General features: G+C 44.3%; 16 protein-coding genes. 11 read left to right on the forward strand and 5 right to left on the reverse strand.

Translation table 11 applies throughout. The features are described from left to right. Positions 1-6 precede the first annotated feature (6 nt). Both hyaB and hyaA read right to left on the reverse strand, forming a co-directional pair. Entirely contained in the window at positions 7-1,710 is a 1,704-nt protein-coding gene (gene hyaB, locus L2717_RS11420; protein WP_220772833.1) for a nickel-dependent hydrogenase large subunit, read from the reverse strand. A 3-nt stretch (positions 1,711-1,713) separates the two neighbouring features. Then, positions 1,714-2,850 (reverse strand): nickel-dependent hydrogenase small subunit, encoded by a 1,137-nt coding sequence (hyaA, locus tag L2717_RS11425; RefSeq protein ID WP_220772832.1) that lies wholly within the window; start codon positions 2,848-2,850, stop codon positions 1,714-1,716. A 384-nt stretch (positions 2,851-3,234) separates the two neighbouring features. Here hyaA and L2717_RS11430 point away from each other — a divergent pair, with 384 nt between their 5' ends. The 10 genes from L2717_RS11430 to mepK all read left to right on the forward strand — a co-directional run bounded on the left by L2717_RS11430 (position 3,235) and on the right by mepK (position 15,445). Continuing rightward, on the forward strand, positions 3,235-3,702 hold the full coding sequence (locus L2717_RS11430) for a TlpA disulfide reductase family protein (protein ID WP_220772831.1): 468 nt from the start codon (positions 3,235-3,237) through the stop codon (positions 3,700-3,702). 3 nt (positions 3,703-3,705) lie between these two features. Next, on the forward strand, positions 3,706-3,924 hold the full coding sequence (locus L2717_RS11435; RefSeq protein WP_028760174.1) for a DUF4266 domain-containing protein: 219 nt from the start codon (positions 3,706-3,708) through the stop codon (positions 3,922-3,924). Between the two features lie 111 nt (positions 3,925-4,035). Next, positions 4,036-5,355, forward strand: a complete 1,320-nt coding sequence (locus L2717_RS11440; RefSeq protein ID WP_220772830.1) for a DUF3570 domain-containing protein — start codon at positions 4,036-4,038, stop codon at positions 5,353-5,355. 130 nt (positions 5,356-5,485) lie between these two features. Further along, the gene (locus tag L2717_RS11445; RefSeq protein WP_220772829.1) at positions 5,486-6,394 is read left to right on the forward strand and encodes an FAD:protein FMN transferase; all 909 of its coding nucleotides are present in this window, start codon (positions 5,486-5,488) and stop codon (positions 6,392-6,394) included. Positions 6,395-6,428: 34 nt separating this feature from the next. Then, a complete protein-coding gene (locus tag L2717_RS11450) occupies positions 6,429-7,088 on the forward strand; it encodes a response regulator transcription factor (protein WP_220772828.1) in 660 nt (219 codons plus the stop codon). 87 nt (positions 7,089-7,175) lie between these two features. Then, positions 7,176-8,621, forward strand: coding sequence for an ATP-binding protein (locus L2717_RS11455; protein ID WP_248938050.1), 1,446 nt, complete (start codon positions 7,176-7,178; stop codon positions 8,619-8,621). A 443-nt stretch (positions 8,622-9,064) separates the two neighbouring features. Further along, on the forward strand, positions 9,065-10,693 hold the full coding sequence (locus tag L2717_RS11460) for a glucan biosynthesis protein G (RefSeq protein WP_220774868.1): 1,629 nt from the start codon (positions 9,065-9,067) through the stop codon (positions 10,691-10,693). 23 nt (positions 10,694-10,716) lie between these two features. After that, positions 10,717-12,900 carry a glucans biosynthesis glucosyltransferase MdoH gene (gene mdoH / locus L2717_RS11465; RefSeq protein ID WP_220774866.1) on the forward strand — a complete coding sequence of 728 codons (2,184 nt, stop codon included), beginning with the start codon at positions 10,717-10,719 and terminating at the stop codon, positions 12,898-12,900. Positions 12,901-13,064: 164 nt separating this feature from the next. Continuing rightward, positions 13,065-14,735 carry a L,D-transpeptidase family protein gene (locus L2717_RS11470; protein ID WP_220774867.1) on the forward strand — a complete coding sequence of 557 codons (1,671 nt, stop codon included), beginning with the start codon at positions 13,065-13,067 and terminating at the stop codon, positions 14,733-14,735. Positions 14,736-14,896: 161 nt separating this feature from the next. Next, positions 14,897-15,445 carry a peptidoglycan L,D-endopeptidase MepK gene (mepK, locus tag L2717_RS11475; protein ID WP_220775159.1) on the forward strand — a complete coding sequence of 183 codons (549 nt, stop codon included), beginning with the start codon at positions 14,897-14,899 and terminating at the stop codon, positions 15,443-15,445. Positions 15,446-15,455: 10 nt separating this feature from the next. Here mepK and L2717_RS11480 read toward each other — a convergent pair whose 3' ends face one another. Then, positions 15,456-15,830 (reverse strand): hypothetical protein, encoded by a 375-nt coding sequence (locus tag L2717_RS11480; protein ID WP_220775158.1) that lies wholly within the window; start codon positions 15,828-15,830, stop codon positions 15,456-15,458. 303 nt (positions 15,831-16,133) lie between these two features. Between L2717_RS11480 and rplY the strand changes: the two genes are divergently transcribed. After that, the gene (gene rplY, locus L2717_RS11485) at positions 16,134-16,421 is read left to right on the forward strand and encodes a 50S ribosomal protein L25 (RefSeq protein WP_220775157.1); all 288 of its coding nucleotides are present in this window, start codon (positions 16,134-16,136) and stop codon (positions 16,419-16,421) included. Positions 16,422-16,533: 112 nt separating this feature from the next. Here rplY and tamB read toward each other — a convergent pair whose 3' ends face one another. Both tamB and L2717_RS11495 read right to left on the reverse strand, forming a co-directional pair. After that, on the reverse strand, positions 16,534-20,541 hold the full coding sequence (gene tamB / locus L2717_RS11490; RefSeq protein WP_248938052.1) for an autotransporter assembly complex protein TamB: 4,008 nt from the start codon (positions 20,539-20,541) through the stop codon (positions 16,534-16,536). Further along, entirely contained in the window at positions 20,538-22,391 is a 1,854-nt protein-coding gene (locus L2717_RS11495; RefSeq protein ID WP_220774743.1) for an autotransporter assembly complex protein TamA, read from the reverse strand. Before L2717_RS11495 ends, tamB begins: the two co-directional genes overlap by 4 nt. Positions 22,392-22,401: the final 10 nt, after the last annotated feature.

Below are 22,401 nucleotides of genomic sequence, written 5' to 3' on the forward strand. Positions count from 1 at the left end.
CCTCGATTATTGGCCATTGGGGCTGACACGAAACTCGCTCAGTTCTTGACCTTTAAAATCCATAACGTGTACTGAACACGCCATGCAAGGGTCAAATGAGTGAATAATACGTATCACCTCAAGGGGTTTAGTTGGATCTTCCAGTTTTAGGCCGATGAGTGATGCTTCATAGGGACCCATTTTCCCGTTAGCATCAATAGGACCGGCGTTCCAAGTGGTCGGTACCACAGCTTGATAGTTTTCAATTACACCATTTTTGATGCGCAGCCAGTGGCTTAACGAACCACGGGGAGCTTCCATCATGGCATGGCCAATATATTCCTTATTCGGGTCCATATCGGGTTTTATATAGGTTGTTTCATCTGACTGTATGTTGGTAATTAATGCGTCGAAGGTTTTTAAGCCTTCTTGCGCTGCTATTAATGTTTGCAACATACGTGCAGCGGTACGACCTAAAGTGGTAAATAACGCCTCGATAGGTAAGCCTGTCCGCGCGAGTAGGCCATTAACGGTATCCACAACAATTTGATTACCGCGGGCATAGCTAACCAGTAAGCAAGCGAGTGGGCCAACTTCAACCGGTTCACCTTTGTAACGAGGTGATTTCACCCACGAATATTTACCGTCACCGTCTAAGGTTGGCAACTTACCGTAAACAGTATCGCGCTCAACAAAGCCGGTATAGTTAGGGATAGTTGTCCCGTCGTAGGGGTGTTGCGGCGCATCGGCGCTGTACCAAGCGTGGGTGACGTCTTCGGCAATCCAGTCTGGATTGATATCACTGACGCCCGCTAAATCGCCATTCATAATCACACCTTGGTCAAACAGGTGTTCACCATTGGCAAGAACAAACTCTTGTGAAGCCATAAAGTTCTTCACGTTAACGCCGCCCAGTACACTAGGTTCAGCACCAAAAGCTTCGGCGGCCATGACGATGTCAGCTTGATATCCGCGCACAATAAAGTCAGTCACGATAGCGTGTTTTTGCTTCCACTCTTGCAGGCGTGCAGGGCTTAACATGTCGCGTACTGAGGTTACACCGCCTACCACTATAGATTGTGGATGAGGCGATTTACCGCCGAATATTGCCATCATTTCAGCGGCAATACGCTGTACTTCAAGTGCTTTAAGGTAGTGTGATAGAGCGACAAGGTTTTGTTCAGGCGTAAATTTATAGGTGCCATTTCCCCAGTAAGCATTCGCAAAAGGGCCTAGTTTACCAGTGTCGACAAAGCCCTTAATTCGCTCTTGGACTGCCCTTAAGTCACCTTCGCCAGCGGCAATGGGGTTATCGGTATATTTTAAAGCAACTTGGGCGGCTTTCGCGGGATCGGCGCTGAGTGCAGAAACCACATCAACCCAATCTAACCCATGTAGGTGATAAAAATGCACAATGTGATCGTGCATAAATAATGAGGTTTGCATCAGTGAACGCAAATATTTAGCGTTAAGTGGAATAGTCATCCCTAAGGCATTCTCCACCGCTTCAGTACCACAGCGGTAGTGTGAATAAGTACACACACCGCAAATGCGCTGGACAATTAAGCCCACGTCCATTGGAGTACGACCTTTAAGAATGACTTCAATACCGCGCCACAGGGTAGAAGATGACCAAGCCTTACTGATGACATTATTCTCATCGACTTCGACTTCGATACGTAAGTGACCCTCAATACGTGTGATAGGGTCGATAACTACGCGTTTACTCATGGGTTATTCCTCCAGCGGTTTGGCAAAAAGACTGGCAACAGCATGGGCACCAATACCCACAACGGTCGCGCCTAAAATCACCGCACCAATAGTATCTGCGGTCGCATCCAATCCATGGAGGAGTTGACGGCCAAGGGGTTTTTCAAAGTCAGCCATATCATCCCAGAAGTTAGGTTCTGAGCAGCCCATACAACCGTGTCCAGCGAGTACCGGCCAGCTAGTGTGATGATTAAAGCGCTCGGTGGGGCAGTTGTTGTAGGTGTAAGGTCCTTTACAACCGACTTTATATAGGCAGTAACCTTCTTTCGCACCGTGATCGCCAAACTCTTCAACGAATTCACCGGCATCGAAACGACCGCGGCGTTCACAGTTATCGTGTACCCGAGCGCCATAGGCCCATTTAGGTCTGTTAAACATATCCAGCGCGGGTAATTTACCGAACATAATGAAGTACATCAAAGTGCCGACTATATTTTTTTCGCTCGGTGGGCAACCACCTAAGTTAATCACGGGTTTACTGACAACCTCATACACACCTTTAGCACCGGTTGGGTTCGGATAGGCGGCTTGCACGCCACCAAAAGCGGCGCAAGTGCCGACAGAGATAATGGCTGCAGCGCCTTCTGCTGCATGTTTGATGATTTCTAAACCAGTGTGACCTTTACAGCCCACTGTTAAAAAACTGCCGTTATTTGCAGTTGGAATCGCCCCTTCAACGGCCAGTAAATAACGGCCTTTGTAGGTCTCGAGTGCATGTTCGAGGTTTTCTTCGGCTTGCCAACCAGAGGCAGCCATTAAGGTTTCGTGATATTCCAAGGAGATATGATCGAAAATCAGTGAGTCTAGGTTTGGCGTATCGGTACGAATTAATGATTCTGAGCAGCCCGTACATTCGGCCATATGTAGCCAGATTAACGGAACTCTGTCGGCTAACTCAGCGGCCTGTGCAACTAAGTTACTAAAGGGCAGTGGTAATGCGAGCATGCCCGTCACCATGGCACTCCATTTCATGAAATCACGGCGACTGATGCCATGTTGTTGCATCTTTTCAATCAGGGATTGCTGTTGACGGGGAGCGAATTGGCGTAACGCATCTAAGCGTGCCTTTCCCTGTTCATATAGGGCTGCATGTGTGTCCATGGGTCAACCTTTATTGTTGTTTAAATGTAAATTGGTAAGGGTTTACATAATTGACAAGCTCAGTTTAGCCCTTGGAAATATAAAAAATGTTGATGTATATCAAGGATCTTAAATCGGCGTGATGAAAATCTAATCTACATTTCATTAACATGACGCAGATCTGATTTCAGTTTTTTAGGTGGGACAAAATGTCTCGCTTTTACCATTTTGGATGAAATCGGTTACTTAATCATTACTCATGTGATTGAGGCGGTGCTGATGACTATGGTTCATTCGCGTGGTGAGTCTGGGCGAACAGGTTAATTAAACTTATATAAGCTTGTTTAAGAAAACCTTAAGATTCAGTTAATAGATTCAAACGTAATCGTTAACGCAGAATATGCTATGAAGAAAATATTGTTGTTACTCAGTCTATTGGCCGTAGGCGTACAAGCCGCGCCATCACTGGACTATCAAGTGTTTAACGCGCAAAACCAAGCCGTTTCCCTGAGTGAGTTTAAAGGCAAAGTCGTCTATGTCGATTTTTGGGCATCCTGGTGTGGGCCTTGCCGTAAATCGTTTCCTTGGATGAATGAAATACAAAAAAAGTATCAAGATCAGGGATTAGCTGTCGTGGCAATCAACTTAGATACAGATAACGAGTTAGCCCAGGAATTCTTAAAACAAGTCCCTGCCAATTTTTCAGTGCGTTTTAACCCCGAAGGTGATGTCGCTCGCCGTTTCGATTTGCTGGGCATGCCGAGCAGTTTTATGTTCAATCGTCAAGGTCAGTTAGTACAGCATCATGTTGGCTTTTATGCCGATAAAACCGCTGAATACGAGCAAGAACTTGTCAATTTACTGAAGGAGTAATTTATGCTTAAACCCGCATTAGTCGCAGTAACGCTCATCATAGGTTTGAGTGGATGTTCAAGTTTAGGAGTGCAGCCGTGGGAAAAAGGCCAGTTGGCCCGCAGCGATATGGCGCTCGACAGTGAAAAGCTCGACCTCGCACTCGATGATCATATTTATTTTAGTAAAGAAGGCAGTAGCGGCGGACGTGCATTTGCCGGTGGTGGATGTGGCTGTAACTAAACTCTCTGTTGGTGTTATTTGCCCTTAGATGTAACGAGCAGATGTTCTAAAATCAGGGGCGAAACCCCGCAGTATTGAATAGATTGAAGTGACCTACAGGTGTTGTCAGCTATGACCCAAAAAAAGAACCAAATAAATACAAGACAATCGAAGCAGATTGCGGGTGCTCTCGCATTAGCCAGTTGTGGACTGTTTGCAACAAGTGGCCATGCGACTGAATTATCTAAAAAAACTGACGACTGGAAGATCGATGCTGCGTTAATGTATTACGGTGAGCAAGATAGAGTACAAGCCATCGAAGCCATAGGTACAGCGCAAAAAGCCTTTGGCGATGACAGTGTGCTGGATCTCAAACTCGTGGTTGACAGTCTAACGGGTCCTTCAGCATCGGGCGCTGTGGCCCAAAGTACCAGCCAAACGTTTACTCGACCATCTGGTAATGGTCAATATCATGTTTTAGCGGGGGAAACGCCGTTAGATGACACCTTTCATGATACTCGCGTACAAGCCAATGTCGGTTGGAGTGAAGTGCTAACACCAGATTGGAAACTCAATGTTGGCGCATATGGCTCGAAAGAGTTTGATTATATGTCAATGGGCATCAATGCCGGAATTGAGCGAGGGTTCAATAAAGACAACACCACTTTATTTTTAGGTACGGCTTATAGTTTCGATGTGGTTGACCCCGTTGGCGGTCGTCCGGTGGATTTATCTTCGATGGTCATTCGCGGTAACTTCACCAGTGAGGAAACTTATCGCAGCGCATTCGATGCGACTCGCCAAAGTGGCAGTGATAACAAGCAAACGGCCGATGTGATGTTAGGCATCACCCAAGTGCTCAGTCAGCGCTGGTTGTTGCAGGCCAATTACGGCTTATCGAGTGTGAATGGCTATTTAACTGATCCCTACAAGGTGCTCAGTGTGGTGGATAACAACGGCATTACTCAGGATTTATTGTATGAGAGCCGTCCCGATTCGCGCTTGAAGCACAGTTTTTACGTGATGACCAAAGGCGCATTAGATGCAGGTGTGGTGGATTTTTCCTATCGTTATAATACCGATGACTGGGACCTCACATCACATACCTTAGAAACCCATTATCGGTATTACTTTACCGGTAACTTTTATGGTCAATTACATCTGCGCTATTACCAACAAACTGCGGCTAACTTCTATCAACCTTTCTTGATGGCTGATACGCCACTGCCTGAGTTTGCCAGTGCCGATTATCGTATCGGAGATATGTCGGCTTATACGATTGGGGTTAAATTCGGCCATAGATTATCGGGCGGTCATGAAATGTCGTATCGCTTAGAGTATTACCAACAGGATCCGAAAAATAACGGTGCTACGATTCCTGGAGAGCTGCAAAACTTCGATCTTTTTCCGACTCAGAAGGCTATTACAGCACAGTTTAGTTATTCTTTTTAATACGAAATAATGCTACTGGCTCAGATAGCAAGGCGTTAAACTGTATGGGTAGCTTAGCTACCCATACTCAATTTGCCCCTGAACTTATTCAATCGCAATCCCAGTGGGATGCCATGTGAAGAGGTGATTTATGATGTCGACATCGTCCCTAAAGAGCGCACCTAATTTGTTGCAACGCCGCGATTGGGGTTATGTGGGAGAATTTAGGGCCATGGCGAGTCCCTGTGAAATACTCATCGCATGTGATCAACTCGATATTGCTGACGATATGTTGGATATGGCTGTCACTGAGGCGCTGCGTATCGAACATAAATACAGTCGTTTTATCGCGCAGAATTGTCTGTGGCAATTAAACCATGCCAATGGTAATAAGCAGCTTATCGATGAAGAAACCTGGCAGTTATTGGCTTTTGCTAAACAATGTTTTCAGCTCAGTGATGGACTCTTTGATATTTCTGCTGGGCCGTTAATGGAACTGTGGCGCTTTGATCCCAAAGCCCAATTGCCCGAACATGGCCGCATACTTGCCGCGAAAGCCTTAGTGGGGTTTGAGCGTATCGAGTTTGATTCGCACCATATTGAGATGCCAACAGGTATGAAATTGGATTTTGGTGGTATCGCAAAAGAATATGCGGTCGACAGAGTCGCCTATGAGTTAGCTGAATGTTATCCAGACATTCCAGTGTTAGTGAATTTTGGCGGTGATATCGCTTGTCCCGTGTCTAAAGTGACGCCATGGCAAGTGGGAATTGAAGATCCACGACACCTCGATCACGCTGCGAGTGTACTGGCGATTAGTCAGGGTGCATTAGCGACCAGTGGCGATACGCGGCGCTTTTTTGAAGTCGATGGAAAGCGTTACGGCCATATTGTCGACCCACGCACTGGCTATCCCGTTATCCATGCGCCGCGCTCTGTAACTGTGTTAGGGCCAAATTGTGTGACCGCAGGAATGCTGGCGACTATGGCCATGCTACATGGCCAAGATGCGGAAGCATTTTTACAGCAACAAGATGTTAAGTTTAGTATTTTTCGTTAAAGGTTCTTTTAAAAGGCTCTGTTAAGGACATTGAATGCGTATTATGTTGGTTGAAGATAACGAGTTATTAGCCCAAGGAATATGCTTAAGCTTGGGTAAGCTGGGCATGCAGGTTGATCACCTTAATACTTACCAACAAGCATTACAGGGGGTTAAAAATGAAAGTTTTAGTGCCATAGTGCTCGATCTTGGTTTACCTGATGGTAACGGCAAAGAGTTGCTTAAAGCTTGGCGGCAACAAGGGGTATCCATCCCAACGATAGTGCTAACCGCCAATACCGATTTTGACACTAAGCTAGAATGTTTGAACATAGGTGCCGACGATTATTTAGGTAAACCCTTTGATGTGCGTGAATTAGCTGCACGCATTCGAGCTATTGTTAGACGTCAGTACGGACTCGATCACAACAGTTTGATTATTGGCGCCTTATGTATCGGTTTAGATACGCGCGAAGTGACTTTTCGCGACCAAAATGTTGTGCTTTCACGCCGTGAATTTCAATTATTACTTGAACTTGCCCAGTCGGCGGGGCGCGTATTGACGCGCAGTCAACTCGAACAATTAACCTATGGTTGGGATGAAGTTGGTAGCAATTCGATTGAAGTGCATATTCATCATCTACGTAAAAAACTCGCTAACGAACTGATTAAAACCGTGCGCGGTATCGGTTATACCTTGATTGAAATAAATTAATGCGATCCATTCAGTGACAACAACCGCGTTTATGGGTATTGATATCTTAACTGTTTGCTGAGTATGTAAAGACGTTAGGAAATTTAAGTGATTAGATTAAAGGGGCAGGATGTGTATTCACTGCGTTTGGTTCTGACATTATTGATTTTGTCAGGTATTTCAGTCTCAGTCGCTGTCTCTAGCTGGTTGAGTACCCGTGATTCTAAGCATCAAATAGAAGAGCTTTTTGATGCCCAAATGCTACAAACTGCAAAAATGCTGGAGCTTTTTTATCATACAGATCTTGGCGTACCCGTTAGAAATCAGACGAAACTACAAATATTGCATGTCCCAGATAGTCAAATCAGCACATTTGCTGAAAAAGCGGATGCGTTGAAGCTTGCCTATGAACATAAATTGGCGTTTCAGATTTGGGGGGAGGCGGGTGAAGCACTGGTTTTATCCGATAATATTGGTCTTAAACCGATTACGCATTTTGTACAGGGTTATCATCAGACTATGTTTGAAGGCCAGCTTTGGCATGTACTTAGTTTCTTCTCGGTAAAAAATAATGTTTGGATTGTGACTGCTCAGCGCGATGATGTGCGTCAAGAACTCGTCTCTCAAATTATGCATAATGCAGTGATAGTTCCCTTGATTGTTGTACCTTTGACATTGTTGATTGTAAGTCTGTTGTTTTATCTTTTATTTAGGCCGTTAAAAACCTTTGAAAGAGAGTTAATTAGTCGAGCGCCAAACGATCTTACGCCACTGACCATGTCTTTACCCAAAGAGCTTGTGCCTGTGCGCCGCGCATTAAATTTGTATATCAATAGCATTGCCCGCTTTATTGCCCGTGAACGCCGTTTTAGTGCCGATGCGGCACATGAACTAAAAACACCATTATCGGTAATTAAATTACATCAACATGGTTTAGAAAGCTTGATTGATGATGATCCTCAGCAGAAGTTTCATTTAGCTGCCATTGATGCGGGTGTCGAACAGATGAGCCATACGGTGGAACAACTCCTCGTACTTGCAAGAGTCGATTCAATCAATGAGCTTAATGTATCATCCCACGGGATATTGCCGATGATTGAAGATGCGCTTAATCAGCTGATGCCACAAATTACGGATTATGAATGGAACATAGATATTGCCTCCGATTTGACGGTGAAATGCGATCGTTTCTATTTACTGCTCGTACTAAAAAATATTATCGAAAATGCTTGTAAATATAGCCCCAAGGAATCTGAAATATCAGTCTCAGCATGTGCCGTTGATGACCAAATCTGTATTTGTATTGCTGACAAAGGACAAGGTATGACGCAGCAGCAGATTGCCAGTGCAACTGAACGCTTCTATCGTGTGAATGAAAATGAAGGCATTGGCGCGGGTTTAGGTTTGTCTATCTGTCATCACATCATTGAATTGCATCAAGGGCGACTGGTGCTGGCGGCAAGGGAACACGGTGGATTATCAGTGACTATTTTTCTACCATGCGATCAGCACAAATCAAATCGAGAAACTATAGGCGCTGGCAGGGCGGCATAAGATCGTTTTTTTGATCAATCTAGTCTGAGTATGAATGTGGCAGTTATAGAATACTTTAATTTAACCAATTGTTTTATTTGATATATTTTTTAAAAACTATTCTGCGGCAGCTAAATGCACCGACATTAAATTGAGCCTTTAAGAGGCGCTATTCATTTGCAATAATGCCGCATTTTGAACGATTAATTTTGTTTTGTAACTTTGAAACCATTAATAAGCATGTTAATGTTATTTTTATATTCTTTTTTAGTATAAACTTATTCTCAAATAGTATTGTCTAAAAGGGGTTAACTGCATCTTTATTTATGCGTTTTTTTCTCCTTCTGATATCTTTCGCGATATATAAGCAGTTGTTTTTTTTCATCACCTATTGAGAGTGAAAAAAATTCACCGCTTATATAAAAAACATTGATTTCTTAGTTTATTTTTTAGGTTACCTATCTATGGTTAGCTTGTTGCGTTGCCCATCGTCCAAACCTTATTCGTCCCTCATATGTTCACTGACGCTAGGCGCTGTTGTCGCCTTGTCTAGTGTCGCGTACGCTGAAGAGACAAAACCCACCGAGACAGTTCCAGTGGTTACTCCACCGAAAGCTACTGCTCAGCCAGCGGCCAAAAATCAAGTGCGCTTTACTAAAACCGGCGATTTTGATGGTGAGACTGTCGTAAAAATAGCAAAACGTTTGGCAGCGAAACCCTATGCGGCCCTCAAAGATCCTTTGCCCGCCGGCCTGGCTAAACTGTCATACGATGAATACCGTGATATTCGTTTTAACCCGACAGCGTCTATTTGGCGTGATCAGGGTGTGCCTTTTCAAATGCAAATGTTTCACCGTGGTTTTTATTTCCAAGATCTAATTGAAATAGCCATAGTTGAGGGCAATAAAGCGACACATTTGGCCTATGAGCCTAAGTATTTCACTGCGGGTGAAGTCATTACTCAAGCGCTGCCTAATGATGATATTGGCTATTCTGGTTTTCGTATTCATAACCAACTGAATACTAACGGTGTGTTCGATGAGCTTATGGTATTTCAAGGTGCGAGTTATTTTCGTGCTTTGGGTAAAGGTAACGCCTATGGCTTATCATCCCGTGGTTTAGCTTTAAAAACTGCAGATGCCGAAGGGGAAGAATTCCCGATATTTCGCGCCTTCTGGGTTGAACGTCCTCACAATGACAGCAACTTGATTGTTGTACATGCCTTGTTAGATAGCCCAAGTGTGGCAGGGGCTTATACTTTCTCTGTGCGTCCTGGCGATAACACGCTCATTGATGTGGAAGCGACACTGTTTCCGCGGGTTGAACTGAACAAAGTAGGTCTAGCGCCAAGTACCAGTATGTTCTTGCATTCGCTAAATGGCCGTCACGATACCGACGATTTTAGACCAGAGGTACATGATTCTGATGGTTTATTGATGTTAAACGGTCGTGGTGAGCATTTGTGGCGCCCGCTGGCTAACCCGCGTCAATTACAGGTCAGTGCGTTTTCTGACAACTCACCACAGGGTTTTGGTTTAATCCAACGTGAACGTGACTATACGGCATACCAAGATCTAGAAGCCCATTATGAACGTCGTCCTAGTTTATGGATTGAGCCTGTCGGGAATTGGGGCCAAGGTTCAGTGGTGCTAACTGAGATCCCGACCGAGTCAGAAATTCACGACAACATAGTAAGCTACTGGAAACCACGTCAACCAATTCCAGCGGGCGGCGAGTTTCATTTTGCCTACCGCATGAGCTGGGGGGATGAACCTGCAGCTAAAATGGGCGCTGTGCATGTATCTCGTTCTGCCAGCGGTCGTGCCGATATTGCTAAAGCAACGCCAAGACGTTTATTTGTGGTTGATTATCAATTAGAAGGTCCAATGACAGATGAAATGCCTATCGCTAAAGTTGAAGCCTCTGGCGGCGTGGTGACTAATGTGGTGATCGCGCGTAATGTTGCAAAAAATGGTTACCGTCTCGCCTTTGAGTTAGAGCCAGAAGATAAAGAGCTTATCGAACTGCGCGCAGAACTCAAATTTCCTACTCCTCGTCAGGTTGAAACCTGGCTCTATCGCTGGACGTTGTAAGGTTCATGACGGAGCAACATAATATGACTGTATCCGATAACTCGGTACTCGAGACGGAAGTCCTCGTGGGTGGCAGCGCTATGCCAAATGAACGGCCTGGCGCGATGGAACCCCAAAATTTAAGTAAGATGCCGGAAGGTTTTCCGCGCCGTAGCACTGTCGCAAATGGCGTGCGTTCGCGTGCTTCTCGTCGTTTCTTCGTAGTAGGCGGCGCATTGTTGATGTCTCTGTTTGCTATTTATGAAATGGGCGCAGTGTTTAGTATTGGTGGAATTACCCCCTTAGAGTACCTGGTCTTGGTGCTATTTGCGGTTAACTTCTGCTGGATTGCTTTAGCATTTTGTAGCGGTATTGCGGGTTTCCTCATCTTGTTACGTAAACCGCGTGCCAAAGACTTGGATGCGACGCAGCTACATACTCGTACCGCGATTTTAATGCCAACTTATAACGAATCCCCAGATAGGGTATTTTCTGCGGTCTCTGTGATGGCAGAAACCCTGTCGCAAACTGGACACGGCCATGCTTTTGATTGGTTTATTTTAAGCGATACCACAGATCCGGATATCGCACTGCTCGAAGAGCAGGCGTTTTTGGTATTACGCCAAGAAACCCATAAGCATTCGCGGGTTTATTATCGTCGTCGCCGTAAAAACGTCGCTCGTAAAGCGGGCAACGTGGCGGATTTTTGCCGTCGTTGGGGTTCGCGCTATGATCATTTATTGGTGCTTGATGCCGACAGCTTAATGGAGTCGTCAACCATTACAGGCTTAGCGCAGCGTATGCAAGCTGATCCTGATGCGGGTCTTATCCAAACAATACCGTCATTAATTAACGGCACTACTTTAATGGCGCGTTTACAGCAATTTGCGGCGCGTATCTATGGTCCAGTTATCGGCACGGGTTTAGGTTGGTGGGTACAAAAAGAAGGTAACTTCTGGGGCCACAATGCGATTATTCGTACTGAAGCCTTTATGACTGCGGCAGGCTTACCTAACCTTAAAGGTAAACCGCCTTTTGGTGGCCATATCATGAGCCATGACTTTGTTGAGGCTGCGCTAATTCGTCGTGCTGGCTGGAGCGTGGTTATTGCCTATGACTTGCCGGGTTCGTATGAAGAATGTCCACCGTCGATTATTGATTTAGCTGTGCGTGATCGTCGCTGGTGCCAAGGTAACTTACAGCATTCACGTATTTTACCGACTAAAGGTCTGCACTGGGTGAGTCGTCTGCATTTACTGACGGGTATCATGGCTTACTTATCATCACCTTTTTGGTTGATGTTAATTTTGACCGGTTTGATGCTCGCTCTGCAGGCACACTTTATTCGACCTGAATATTTCACGGATCAATTTTCATTGTTCCCTACTTGGCCCATTATGGACTCGGATAGAGCATTGAGATTGTTCTACATTACTATGGGTGTGTTGTTTGGTCCTAAAGTCTTCGGGGTGCTATTACTCCTCAAAGATGGCGAGTTTGCTCGCAGTGTGGGCGGACGCATTAAAGCGATACTCAGTGTTATTTTTGAGGTGATACTTTCAGCCTTAATCGCACCTATCATGATGTTTATTCATTGTGGCGCAGTGATGTCGATTTTGATGGGGCGAGATAGTGGTTGGTCACCGCAGCGTCGTGATGATGGCAGTATGCCTTGGCTGACACTTTTGTACCGTCATCGCTGGCACATGCTAGCGGGTATTATGTTAGGTTACGCGGCTATTTTAGACTCTTTAACACTTTTAGCTTGGATGAGCCCTGCTTTGATTGGTTTGTGGTTTGCTGTGCCTATATCGGCATGGACAGGCTCAATTAAAATAGGTGAAGTATTTAAGCGTGCTGGTATTCTCGCCACGCCAGAAGAACGTAGTCCCGCTGCTATCTGTATTCAAGCACAAGAAGCGCGTACTGCTTATCAACATTTTATTGCCGAACCTTGGACATTAGAACAGCTTCTTAAAGATCCTGCGTTGATGGAACTGCATTTGGCAATGGTTGATAAACAACCATTGCGAGCTGCAGGCACACCGATTGAAGCGACGGAAGCGATATTACATGTCAAGGTATTGGAAGCGCGTTGTCAGCAAAGTGCGTTAGCGCTGCTTAATCGTCAAGAAAGGGCGATGGTGTTAGCAAATCCACAGATGCTGCGTAACTTACAAAAATTACCTGAGCAATTTGTTGAAGAAGATTTAGTGTCTTTTTGCTAATAGCCACTAGCGCATAGCTTGTCTTAAATGCCACTGACTAACCTCAGTGGCATTTTTCTATTCATTATCTATAGTTAGCGCTAGCAATTCATTAAGCTCCATGGAATAGTCATCTTGTAGTGTTGATCCCTGACATGATTGCTGACCGTATTAAGGAAGTGTTTATGGTATTGCAAAAGATCATCCGCTATTTCTATCGTTTTGTTCATTGTGCTTTAGCGATTCTGGTGCGCAACACCGTTGTACTAACAAAGTGTATATCAAATGTGCCAGTGGCAAAGAGAGACCGGGGACTAAGTGATGCTCGCTTGGCTGTCTCATTATTTCGCCGTTTAGTATTCATTGTTATCGTTATAATACCTTTCAGTTTAGTTAATGCAGCTGATGAGGTCCCTCCACAAAACGTAAATCCAAGCGCGGAACGCGAGTTAAATCCTGACTTAAATTCTAACTTAGGCCCTGAGTTAAACAGTGAATTAAGCACTAGGTTCAGAACGGGATTTCACGTGATAGAGCCCGAGCCTCAATTGCAACTGGAGGCATTAATGCCACAGGTGTTGTTATTAGATCTTGCGGGAGTGAATCCCTTATTCAGCCAAGATTACCGTGAGCTGGTCGCTTCACCCAATATATTATCAATGGCAGATTTAGCCCGAATACAAGCCAATGTAGCGAGTTATTGGCGTTATGTGACGTTATTAACGGCATGTAATGACACTGGAACGATGGAAGTAACCTCTGCCGTTATTCCTATGGATACTCCATTCCAAAGCGTGCTGAAACAAATTACTCATCTTACGCAACTTGATGCAACTGAGTCATGGGAAACCTTAGTGCTAGATGAAAAGCTGACCTTAGGTATGACGCATCAAGCTATTGATATCATTTCAAAACGTTTACAAGTATTGGGCGACTTAACGACATGGTCAGAAACGACTCAAGTGTATACTGAAGAGCTCATGGTGGGTATTAAGCAGTTTCAGCTAAGGCATGGATTGAAGCAAGATGGGGTCATTGGTAAACAAACCTTGTATTGGTTGAATCAATCCCCTAAAACAAGGGCTGTATTACTGGCGAAAAATACTATTCGGAAAAGGCTATTTGAGCGTAAATTAGCGCCGAGCTATTTGTTGATTAATATCCCTGCCTTTGACATGACTTTAGTGGATAACGGCACTACAGTGCTTAAGTCTAAGGTGATTGTCGGTAAACCATCTCGACAAACTCCTATTTTAGATAGTCAAATCTCCAGTGTTGTGCTTAATCCTGATTGGCGAGTCCCTAGCAGTATTTTACGCCGGGATATTCTGCCGCAAATCAAAAAAAATGGTTATTACCTCAGTGAGCGTAAGTTTGATGTGTATGATTATAATGGTCAAAAGGTGCAGCATACGCCAGAAGAGTGGCAAGCATTAGCATCGACTTCTTTTCCATATAAATTAGTTCAACGCCCTGGTGCTAAGAATGCATTAGGTAAATATAAGTTTCATTTTGAAAACAGTTTTAGTGTGTATTTACATGACACGTCTGAACCTAGCCTGTTTAACAAGGATAATAGAGCATTATCATCGGGTTGTATTCGTATAGAGAAGGTTTCTGAGTTAGCGCAGTGGTTTAAGGAACATCTAGTAAAAGACAAGCGCTTGTGGGACAAATTAGCGCCAGAAGTTTCCCATGCACAATGGTTTGCTTTGTCAGAAAAGCTGCCCGTGCATCTTGTTTATTGGACGGCATGGCTAGAGGATAATGGTCAAGATCATTACCGCAGTGACATATATAACTTAGAACCTGAGCTAACCAATGCTGTGCCCGCAGCAGTACTCGATATTCGTTGAGGGAGCTTTTTATCACTTTACTATTTGCATAACTAACAAATTGAACTCACACGGCATTTTAAAATTGTGGCAAAGAATGGAGCGAGTAAAACTTGAACTTAGTATTAATTCAGTATAAGTTGCCTCTTTAACGACCAAAAAATAGACAAAAAGGTGACCATGTGACTTTGATCTGTCCTGCCCGTAGGCAGTTATTGTTAGGCCTTAGTGGTGTGGCATTATGTTCTTTTATTCCTTCAAAAGCCGTGGCGAGTCGTTCGACAAAAGGTATCCGCGAATTAAGCCTTTTTAATCGCCATACCGGAGAACGTGATGATGGTAGTTATTGGGTTGATGGACATTATCAAAGTAAGGTATTAAAAGATTTTAATCATTTGCTGCGGGATCATCGTCAAAATATTGCTGCACCAATGGATAAGCGGTTATTCGATTTACTCTATTCGCTTAAAACGACCTTAAATACCGATGATGAAATACATGTGATTTCTGGTTATCGATCACCAAAAACCAATGCCATACTAGCGAACAACAGTGGTGGTGTTGCCAAGAAGAGTTATCATATGCGGGGAATGGCGATGGATATTGCAATTCCAAGCGTTAAGTTAAAAACCCTGCGTGAGGCCGCGTTATCGCTCAAGCTCGGTGGTGTAGGTTATTATCCTAACTCTGGGTTTGTGCATGTGGATTGTGGCCCAGTAAGACACTGGTAACTCAGTACTTTTATTGTTGCGTCTGCAGGTGAAATGCATGCTCTAAGGCTTGAGCTTCAATTAAATAATGTTGCAGCAGTGGAATAAAGTGCTGGTTTAGCGTGCTTAGCTCCCGATGCTGTTGCCAATGACAGATTAATAGGCTTAAGCGCTGCGATAATTGATATTGTCTGAGCCTTTGCGCTTTTATGTCGACACCCTGAGTGGTTTGCATCAGCATAATTAAGCTATGGTTTTTTTGTTGGGTACAGGCGAGTAATTCTAAACATTTTAATTCTAACGTAGTTTGCTGATAAGGAACGGTTTCGATAAGCGAGATGAGTTCATGGGCCAATTGGTATGAAAGTTTATTCTCTTGTTGTAACTGATATAGTGGATGAGACATGTTATGGCACACCAATTATCGAATTTTGCGCGAGCTTAACAGACTTTTTTGGGATGCTATGTGATCTAGAGCGCGAGTTTTTTGTTTAAGAGCAAAGCTTTTTCTTTAGCGTAACTGCCACGATACAAGTCCTTTAAGTTAATAAAGAACCTCCTTTTTTACTAACGCAGATTGTTATAAATTCAGGTATTGCCTGATTCTTGTGTGCTTTAGGTATCTATGTTAGTATTCGCGCGCTTTATATGAGCCGCCATTGGTCGAAAATGTCGGCAATTTTTTACTCTAAATTTAAGTGAGAAACACATGTCTTACACTATCCAAGCACAAGCCCGCACTGAAATAGGGAAAGGTTCGAGCCGCCGCCTACGCCATGCTGGTAAAGTACCTGCTGTCATTTATGGCAAAGGCAAAGAGCCAATTTCTATTGTTTTTGATCACAAAGATATCATTAACATTCAAGCTAATGAAGATTTCTACACTTCTACACTGACTATCGTTGTTGATGGTAAAGAAGTCGGTGTAAGTGTTCAAGCTATGCAACGCCACGTGTTCAAGCCACTCATTGAGCATGTTGACTTCGTTTACGCTTAATTGTCGTAATTGAAGTAAAAAGCGCCTAATGGCGCTTTTTTTGTCTCTCAAATCCAGCGATTTTAGAATAGATTACCGTCAGCCCTATAAAATGGATGTTGTGCTAAGCGTGCTATTTGATATTAAAGTTATAATAAATATCAAGGGATTGGCCTAAAGTACCCGATACGGTTTCTAGGTAAAGTTGAGAGAGTAAATAATATCTCACGGTCATTTCATAGCCTGGGTTAAATACGCCAACGCCATACTTCACCATTAGGTCCTCGCCAATATAACCACTGATCGCAACGCGTCCTTCATCGTTAGTGTCGAGTTGCACGTTTGAGAAACCAAATTCTTCAATCAATCCAGTCGCAGTATTACCTATGCTGTTAATTGCGCCGCCGCTTACCTGTGAGCTTAACCCTAAGGCTGCGCCCATCATAAGAGAGTTATTCTGCTCATTATTAGCATTATTAAAACCACTGCCTTTAACAATATAAGATAAAATTTCAGCCTGCTCTTTGGCGGGGTTTGAAAATAAGGTGACGACAGGGCGCGATGGCGTACCTGTTACGCGCACGCCAGCGACTAAGTCTTCACTCTTAATTTCGCGTATAGCTTCAATATTAAGATTAGGTACTGAGGTTGGTCCCACAAATTGTACTTCACCAGTACGGATTTTAAGGGTTTGGCCCATAAACTTATAGCTACCCTGATTGACTTTGATATTACCAAAGAGCAAAGGAGGGCGGAAAGCTTGCTGCTGTAGCCTTAAAGTACCTTGCAGCTTACCTTTGAGGCCCATACCATCAATTCTGAGCTCATTCCCCACATTGATATTAAGATCAGCGACTATGGCGTAGGGGCTGGTTTTGGGTTGAGTGGCGGCGATGGAGTCTTCAAATACCACGTCCTCAGAGGTCGCAACGCCGCCTTCTGCTAACGGGATAATTTTGATATTGCCAGATGGGACGTTGATTTGCCCCTTCACTGCCAGTTGCTTACTGCTAAACGTAACCGTGATATCAGGTGATACATCGAGGATGGCCAGTGGCGGCTGGATCACCGCCAGTTTGTCACCTTGGACGGCTAACTCACCGCTAAATTGTCCTTGTGGCCATTGCAGTTGGCCATTCACTCGGCCTAAACCATTTCCCATCATCCAACGGCCTTTAAGTTGGGCCTGTTGGCCTGCAAATGTCATTGACATGTCAATCTTGTCAACCAAGGTTGGGTTGGCTGTTAGTGCTAAAGCGCCCTCAGTTAAGGCCATGCTGCCTGATACTTCAGGTGCATCTAGGCTACCAGCAAAGTTAAGCTGGCTTGTTAGCAAGCCTTGGACTGTATTTAATTGCGGGAAAAACTCCCCAAGTGGTTGTAAGTTGATTTGTTTGATATTGGCATAGCCCGCGAGCGCACGATCGGGCGTGACATTGACATTAATTTCACTTTGCCAACTTGCTACGCCTTCCGATTCAAAAGTTAATGCCGTCGTTAGCTGTTTTGCATCTAAGTTGGCTCGTAACGATAGATTTTGATAATTAATAGTCACTTCACGATTTTTAGCCCGTTTTAGCATGATACTGCCAGGCGTAAAATCCAGATTAACATCGGCTGTTGGTTTGCGGTTTGCGGCCCAAGCAAAGTTAGCTAATAGCGATGCGGGCCCATCCCAGCGCATATTCGTTGGTAATATGGGGATTAATAATTTCCCCGGGTTACCTGAATAACTTATCTGTGCATTGCCTTTGTTTCCTAATGGGGTGTTGTTATTTAAGCAAACGCGGCTATTTGGGTTAATAAGACAAAACGGCGTAATACTGCCTTGATTCTTGTTTTTATCCCAAGCGAGATTAACTGTTTTGTCTAGTTGCCATGGGCCAACGGGGGTGTTGAGGTTTAAGCGTTCGATGTCGACTTGTAGATGTGATTTTTTCACATCGTACTGGCTGTTTACTGTCACATCAAGGCTGAGATCGCCAATGGCATTCAGGGTGAGTTGTTGAGCATTGATAGTGCCTTTTGCCCCAAGCGTTAAGGTGTCTATACGTTCCGCTGCTAACTGTAAGGTTTTTGATTTTAGGGAAATGGCAAATTCATGCTGCTCTAATGGCTTGTAATAGGCTGTTAAGTTAGATTCTTGTAGTCTGATATTTTGATAAGCAAACTCTGCTAACAATGCAGTGAGCTCAACTTGGGGATGTTTTTCGTCACCGGTGACATTAATTTGCGCCTGCAGCTGGCCGCTTGCTTTAGGTATCCACAGACCAAAATCGGGTACTTGTAATTCACCTTGGAGATCCCAGTTGGCATTAGCTTCGCCTTTTAATATTAGCGTCGCACCTAACACTTTGGCATTAAGTCCTTTAGAACTGACATACAAAGCATCATTGATATTAATATCCCCTGTAATATCGAAGGGGTATCCTTGCAAACTGCCGCTGAGCGCAGTGTCACTTAAGGCAACTTGCCAACGAGGATCTGCAAACGAACCTTGAGTACGTAATGTCCCTGAAATTAAACTATCAGGCAAGATAGTTGCAGTTTGCGTGGTATCAGTTTTGGGCAGTTGTAATTCTTGTAGTTTGATGTCATTGAGCTTGAGATTAGCGGTCCAACTTATGGCTTTTTGATAATCAAGTTCTCCGGAGAGATCTACCTTACCAATGGCTCCCAGCGCCTCAAGCTTGTTAATCGTTAACTTAGCCCCTTGATTTTGGAGCTGTGTGTCTATATCGAGCACTTTGTGAAACGGCGTTGTGAATTGACCTTTAAGTGTCGCCTGCTGTTGATTGAAATCGCCTTCGCTCACCAGTGTCACATCGTTTATTGAGTATTCAGGGTTCTTCAGTGGCCACTGTAGTCGCGTATGCTCCAGTTTCACTGTGTAGGGTAGGTTAGGGTCACCAAGCGTTATCTGGCCATTAAGAATAAGATCCGCATCGCCTTTTGCCACAGCGTTAATCTGTAATTTACCCACGCTTTGACTCAAATGTAGCGTTAATGCTTGGTGAGTGAGTTCGGGTAATTCTGCTAATTGGTTAAGGATGAGGCTGACTTCTAAATCAAGTGGATAATCTTTATCTAGGGTTAAGCTGCCAGTAATATCGGCGTTACCATCGGTATGGTTGAACTGCAGATGCCCTAGGGTCAATTGATATTCACGAAAGTGGCCTTGTAATTCAACATGACTAAAGGCATCTTTGCGTTCACCAATTTGCAGTGTGGTGTTGTCTAGCGTTAGGGCGTGGACTGTCACAGGGAAAGGCATAAACACGGCTGGCAATTGAGCTAATGCCCACTCAGCAGAATTATCATTTATAACCGTTGATGCAGCTATTGTTGGTACTTGTACCGGAGTTGGCGCTGCGACGGATGTTGCGACAGTCGGATCCGCATTTTGTTGCGTGGGACTATGGTTGCCCGTTGCGGAACTGGTTTGCACTGTATCAGCCGATGTGGGGATAAATACCGATAATCCCTCGCTGGTTAACTGTTTTATTGATAAGCCTTCGGCAAACCATTGCGCTTGTGCGCTAAGTTGATTCGCCGCAAATTGCATATCATCCACTTGAACATGAATAGCGTTAAGCGTGGCTGAATCTAACACAATATCAAAAGGTAATAGTAGCTCAGAGGGTGTTTCATCCTGCGGCGTAATTACCGTTTCGCTGTCGGCTGTAAGGGCTACAGTATCAATAGTTATATCAACCTTGGTTGCAGATAAGCTATTTACACATAAGCGTTTTTGTAAAAAACAGGCAGGTTGCCATAGTAAATGCACATCCTCAAGCTCAACTTTGATTCCGGCCATAGACCAAGTAGCCTGCGATAACACTAAATCTTTATTAATCGATCCTGAGGTATAAGTCAGTCCAGCATCGGGGATAAATTGGTTCGCGAGTCCTACGGTAATGCGCGAGCCAAATTCTGTGCCGAGTAATAAAGCGACCACAATTAATAAGCTTAAGGGGACATAAATAATAATGCGTGTCCACAGTTTGAAACTTCGCCATAATTTTTGTAGCCATGACACTGATTGCGTCACAGATGCACTAATTGCATCACCTACCTCAGTGATCGGGTTGTTGGCTGCGTCTTGTTCTGTGGGTTTATGTTGCTCTGGGGGCTGGCTCATAGATCTGTCCCCATCGTCAGGTGAATGCGCCATGATCGTTCAATAGTATCGGTTTCTTTCAATCCCACCCCTAAATCCAGTTTTATTGGGCCAATAGGTGAAATCCAATGGATGCCTCCTCCGACAGATGCTACCGGTTCAAATTGATTATTATCAAAAGCGTTACCTGCATCAATAAAAGTGCCGACTCGCCAAGTGGGCGTGACATAATATTGATATTCTAAACTGCCTACCATTAAATAGCGGCCGCCGATGACCTCGCGGTTAAGTGATCCATCGTCGGCAATATAGTCTAAATAGGGGCCCAGTTCTTGATAGCCATAACCCCGCACACTTTGATCACCACCGGCAAAATAACGTAATGACGGCGGTATTTCTGCCAGTTCATTCTCGTTGGCTAAGTTGGCGGCTAAATCGATGCGAGCAACAATTCTGTGTTTATCAAAGAAGGTATCAATCCACTTAAATTTAGCTTGCAGTCGCGCCAAGCGGGTTTCAGAACCCAAATAGGGGTCGGCGTAGTCTAGGCTGTAGATTTGTCTAAATCCTGACTTAGGATCGAGGGAATTATCGCCACGCGTCGTTTTAGAAAAGTTAAGTCCAGCCAAATAAAATGTCGGCATATAATCGATGTCTGACTGAGTATATTCCTCGCGAATAGCCTCAAGGGAATAATTCATTAACCATTGATTATCTAATCTTTGTTGACGTAATAACCCAATAAGATACTTGGTTGATTCTAATTGCCCCGTATTCGTGAAATCGCGATTATCGGCATCGTAAACTTGGGTGACACCGTATTTATCTCGCAGTAATCCAACGCGGATTTTCAGTTGGTCATCCAAAGGGTGTGTTAACGGGATCGTATAAGTGGTTAATAATTTTGGCCTATCGGGAGACCATTCTAGGCTGGTCTCCTGTGAGTGGCCGTATCTATTGATTTGCGGAGTCCGCCATGTCACTCGTACTCTTGGATCGAAGGCTTGGTCTGTTTTACCTATATCACCACCAAAACCTAGCTCGATAGCGTGGCTGGCCTTGGGGGTCAATTCGACTCGCACCGGAATTTGACTGCCATCAACATCGTCGAACTGTGGCATGACTTTAATATTGGCGAAATAGCCAGTATCCAATAGCTGACGGTTGAGTGAACTCACTCGTCTGGTCGAATAGGAAGCCCCGGGTTTAAAAGGAATAAGGTCATCTAAAATTTCGGGCTCTAAGCTATGTCCCTCGAAGGTCACTTGGCCAAATTTGTAACGTTTACCCGAGTCAAAATGTAAACTGATTTTGGCGGTATTGATGTCGCGATTCACTTTGATCTGTGATTCAGTATATTCACCGTCAAAATAGCCGCGCGCCAAGGCTAGTGCTACCAATTGCGATTTAAGCTCACTATAGGCACCGTGATTTAATATATCACCGGGTTTAATTTGAATTTGTGCGAGCCACCGATCAAAGGCGCGGTCATCAAGCATTTCGCCACTTAAGTTAATATCAACCCACTGAATAATAGTTGGCTCGCCGGGGGTAATTTCAAGTTTTAGTTCCCACGGTCCCTTATCATGCTCAATCAGATTTTCGTCTATTTCGCCGTGATAGTAGCCCATTGACTCTAACGCTGTGCTGACATTGTCCTCAACATTAAACAAAAAGGCACGACGCTGCACCTCAGATTCGGGCAAGGTGCCTAAATGAGCAACGATATTACGTTGCAGAGCTTCGTTAACGCCTGAAACTGATAACCGAAGAAAATTATCTGCCGCTAACGCGAACGATACGACTGACATCAAACTCAGAAATAAGCAAAGACGAAAGTAATGTGAAGTAATTAGCAAAAATGGCTGCACTCTAAATTCC

This window comes from Shewanella glacialipiscicola (assembly GCF_023283485.1).
In the GTDB taxonomy this organism is placed as follows: domain Bacteria; phylum Pseudomonadota; class Gammaproteobacteria; order Enterobacterales; family Shewanellaceae; genus Shewanella; species Shewanella glacialipiscicola.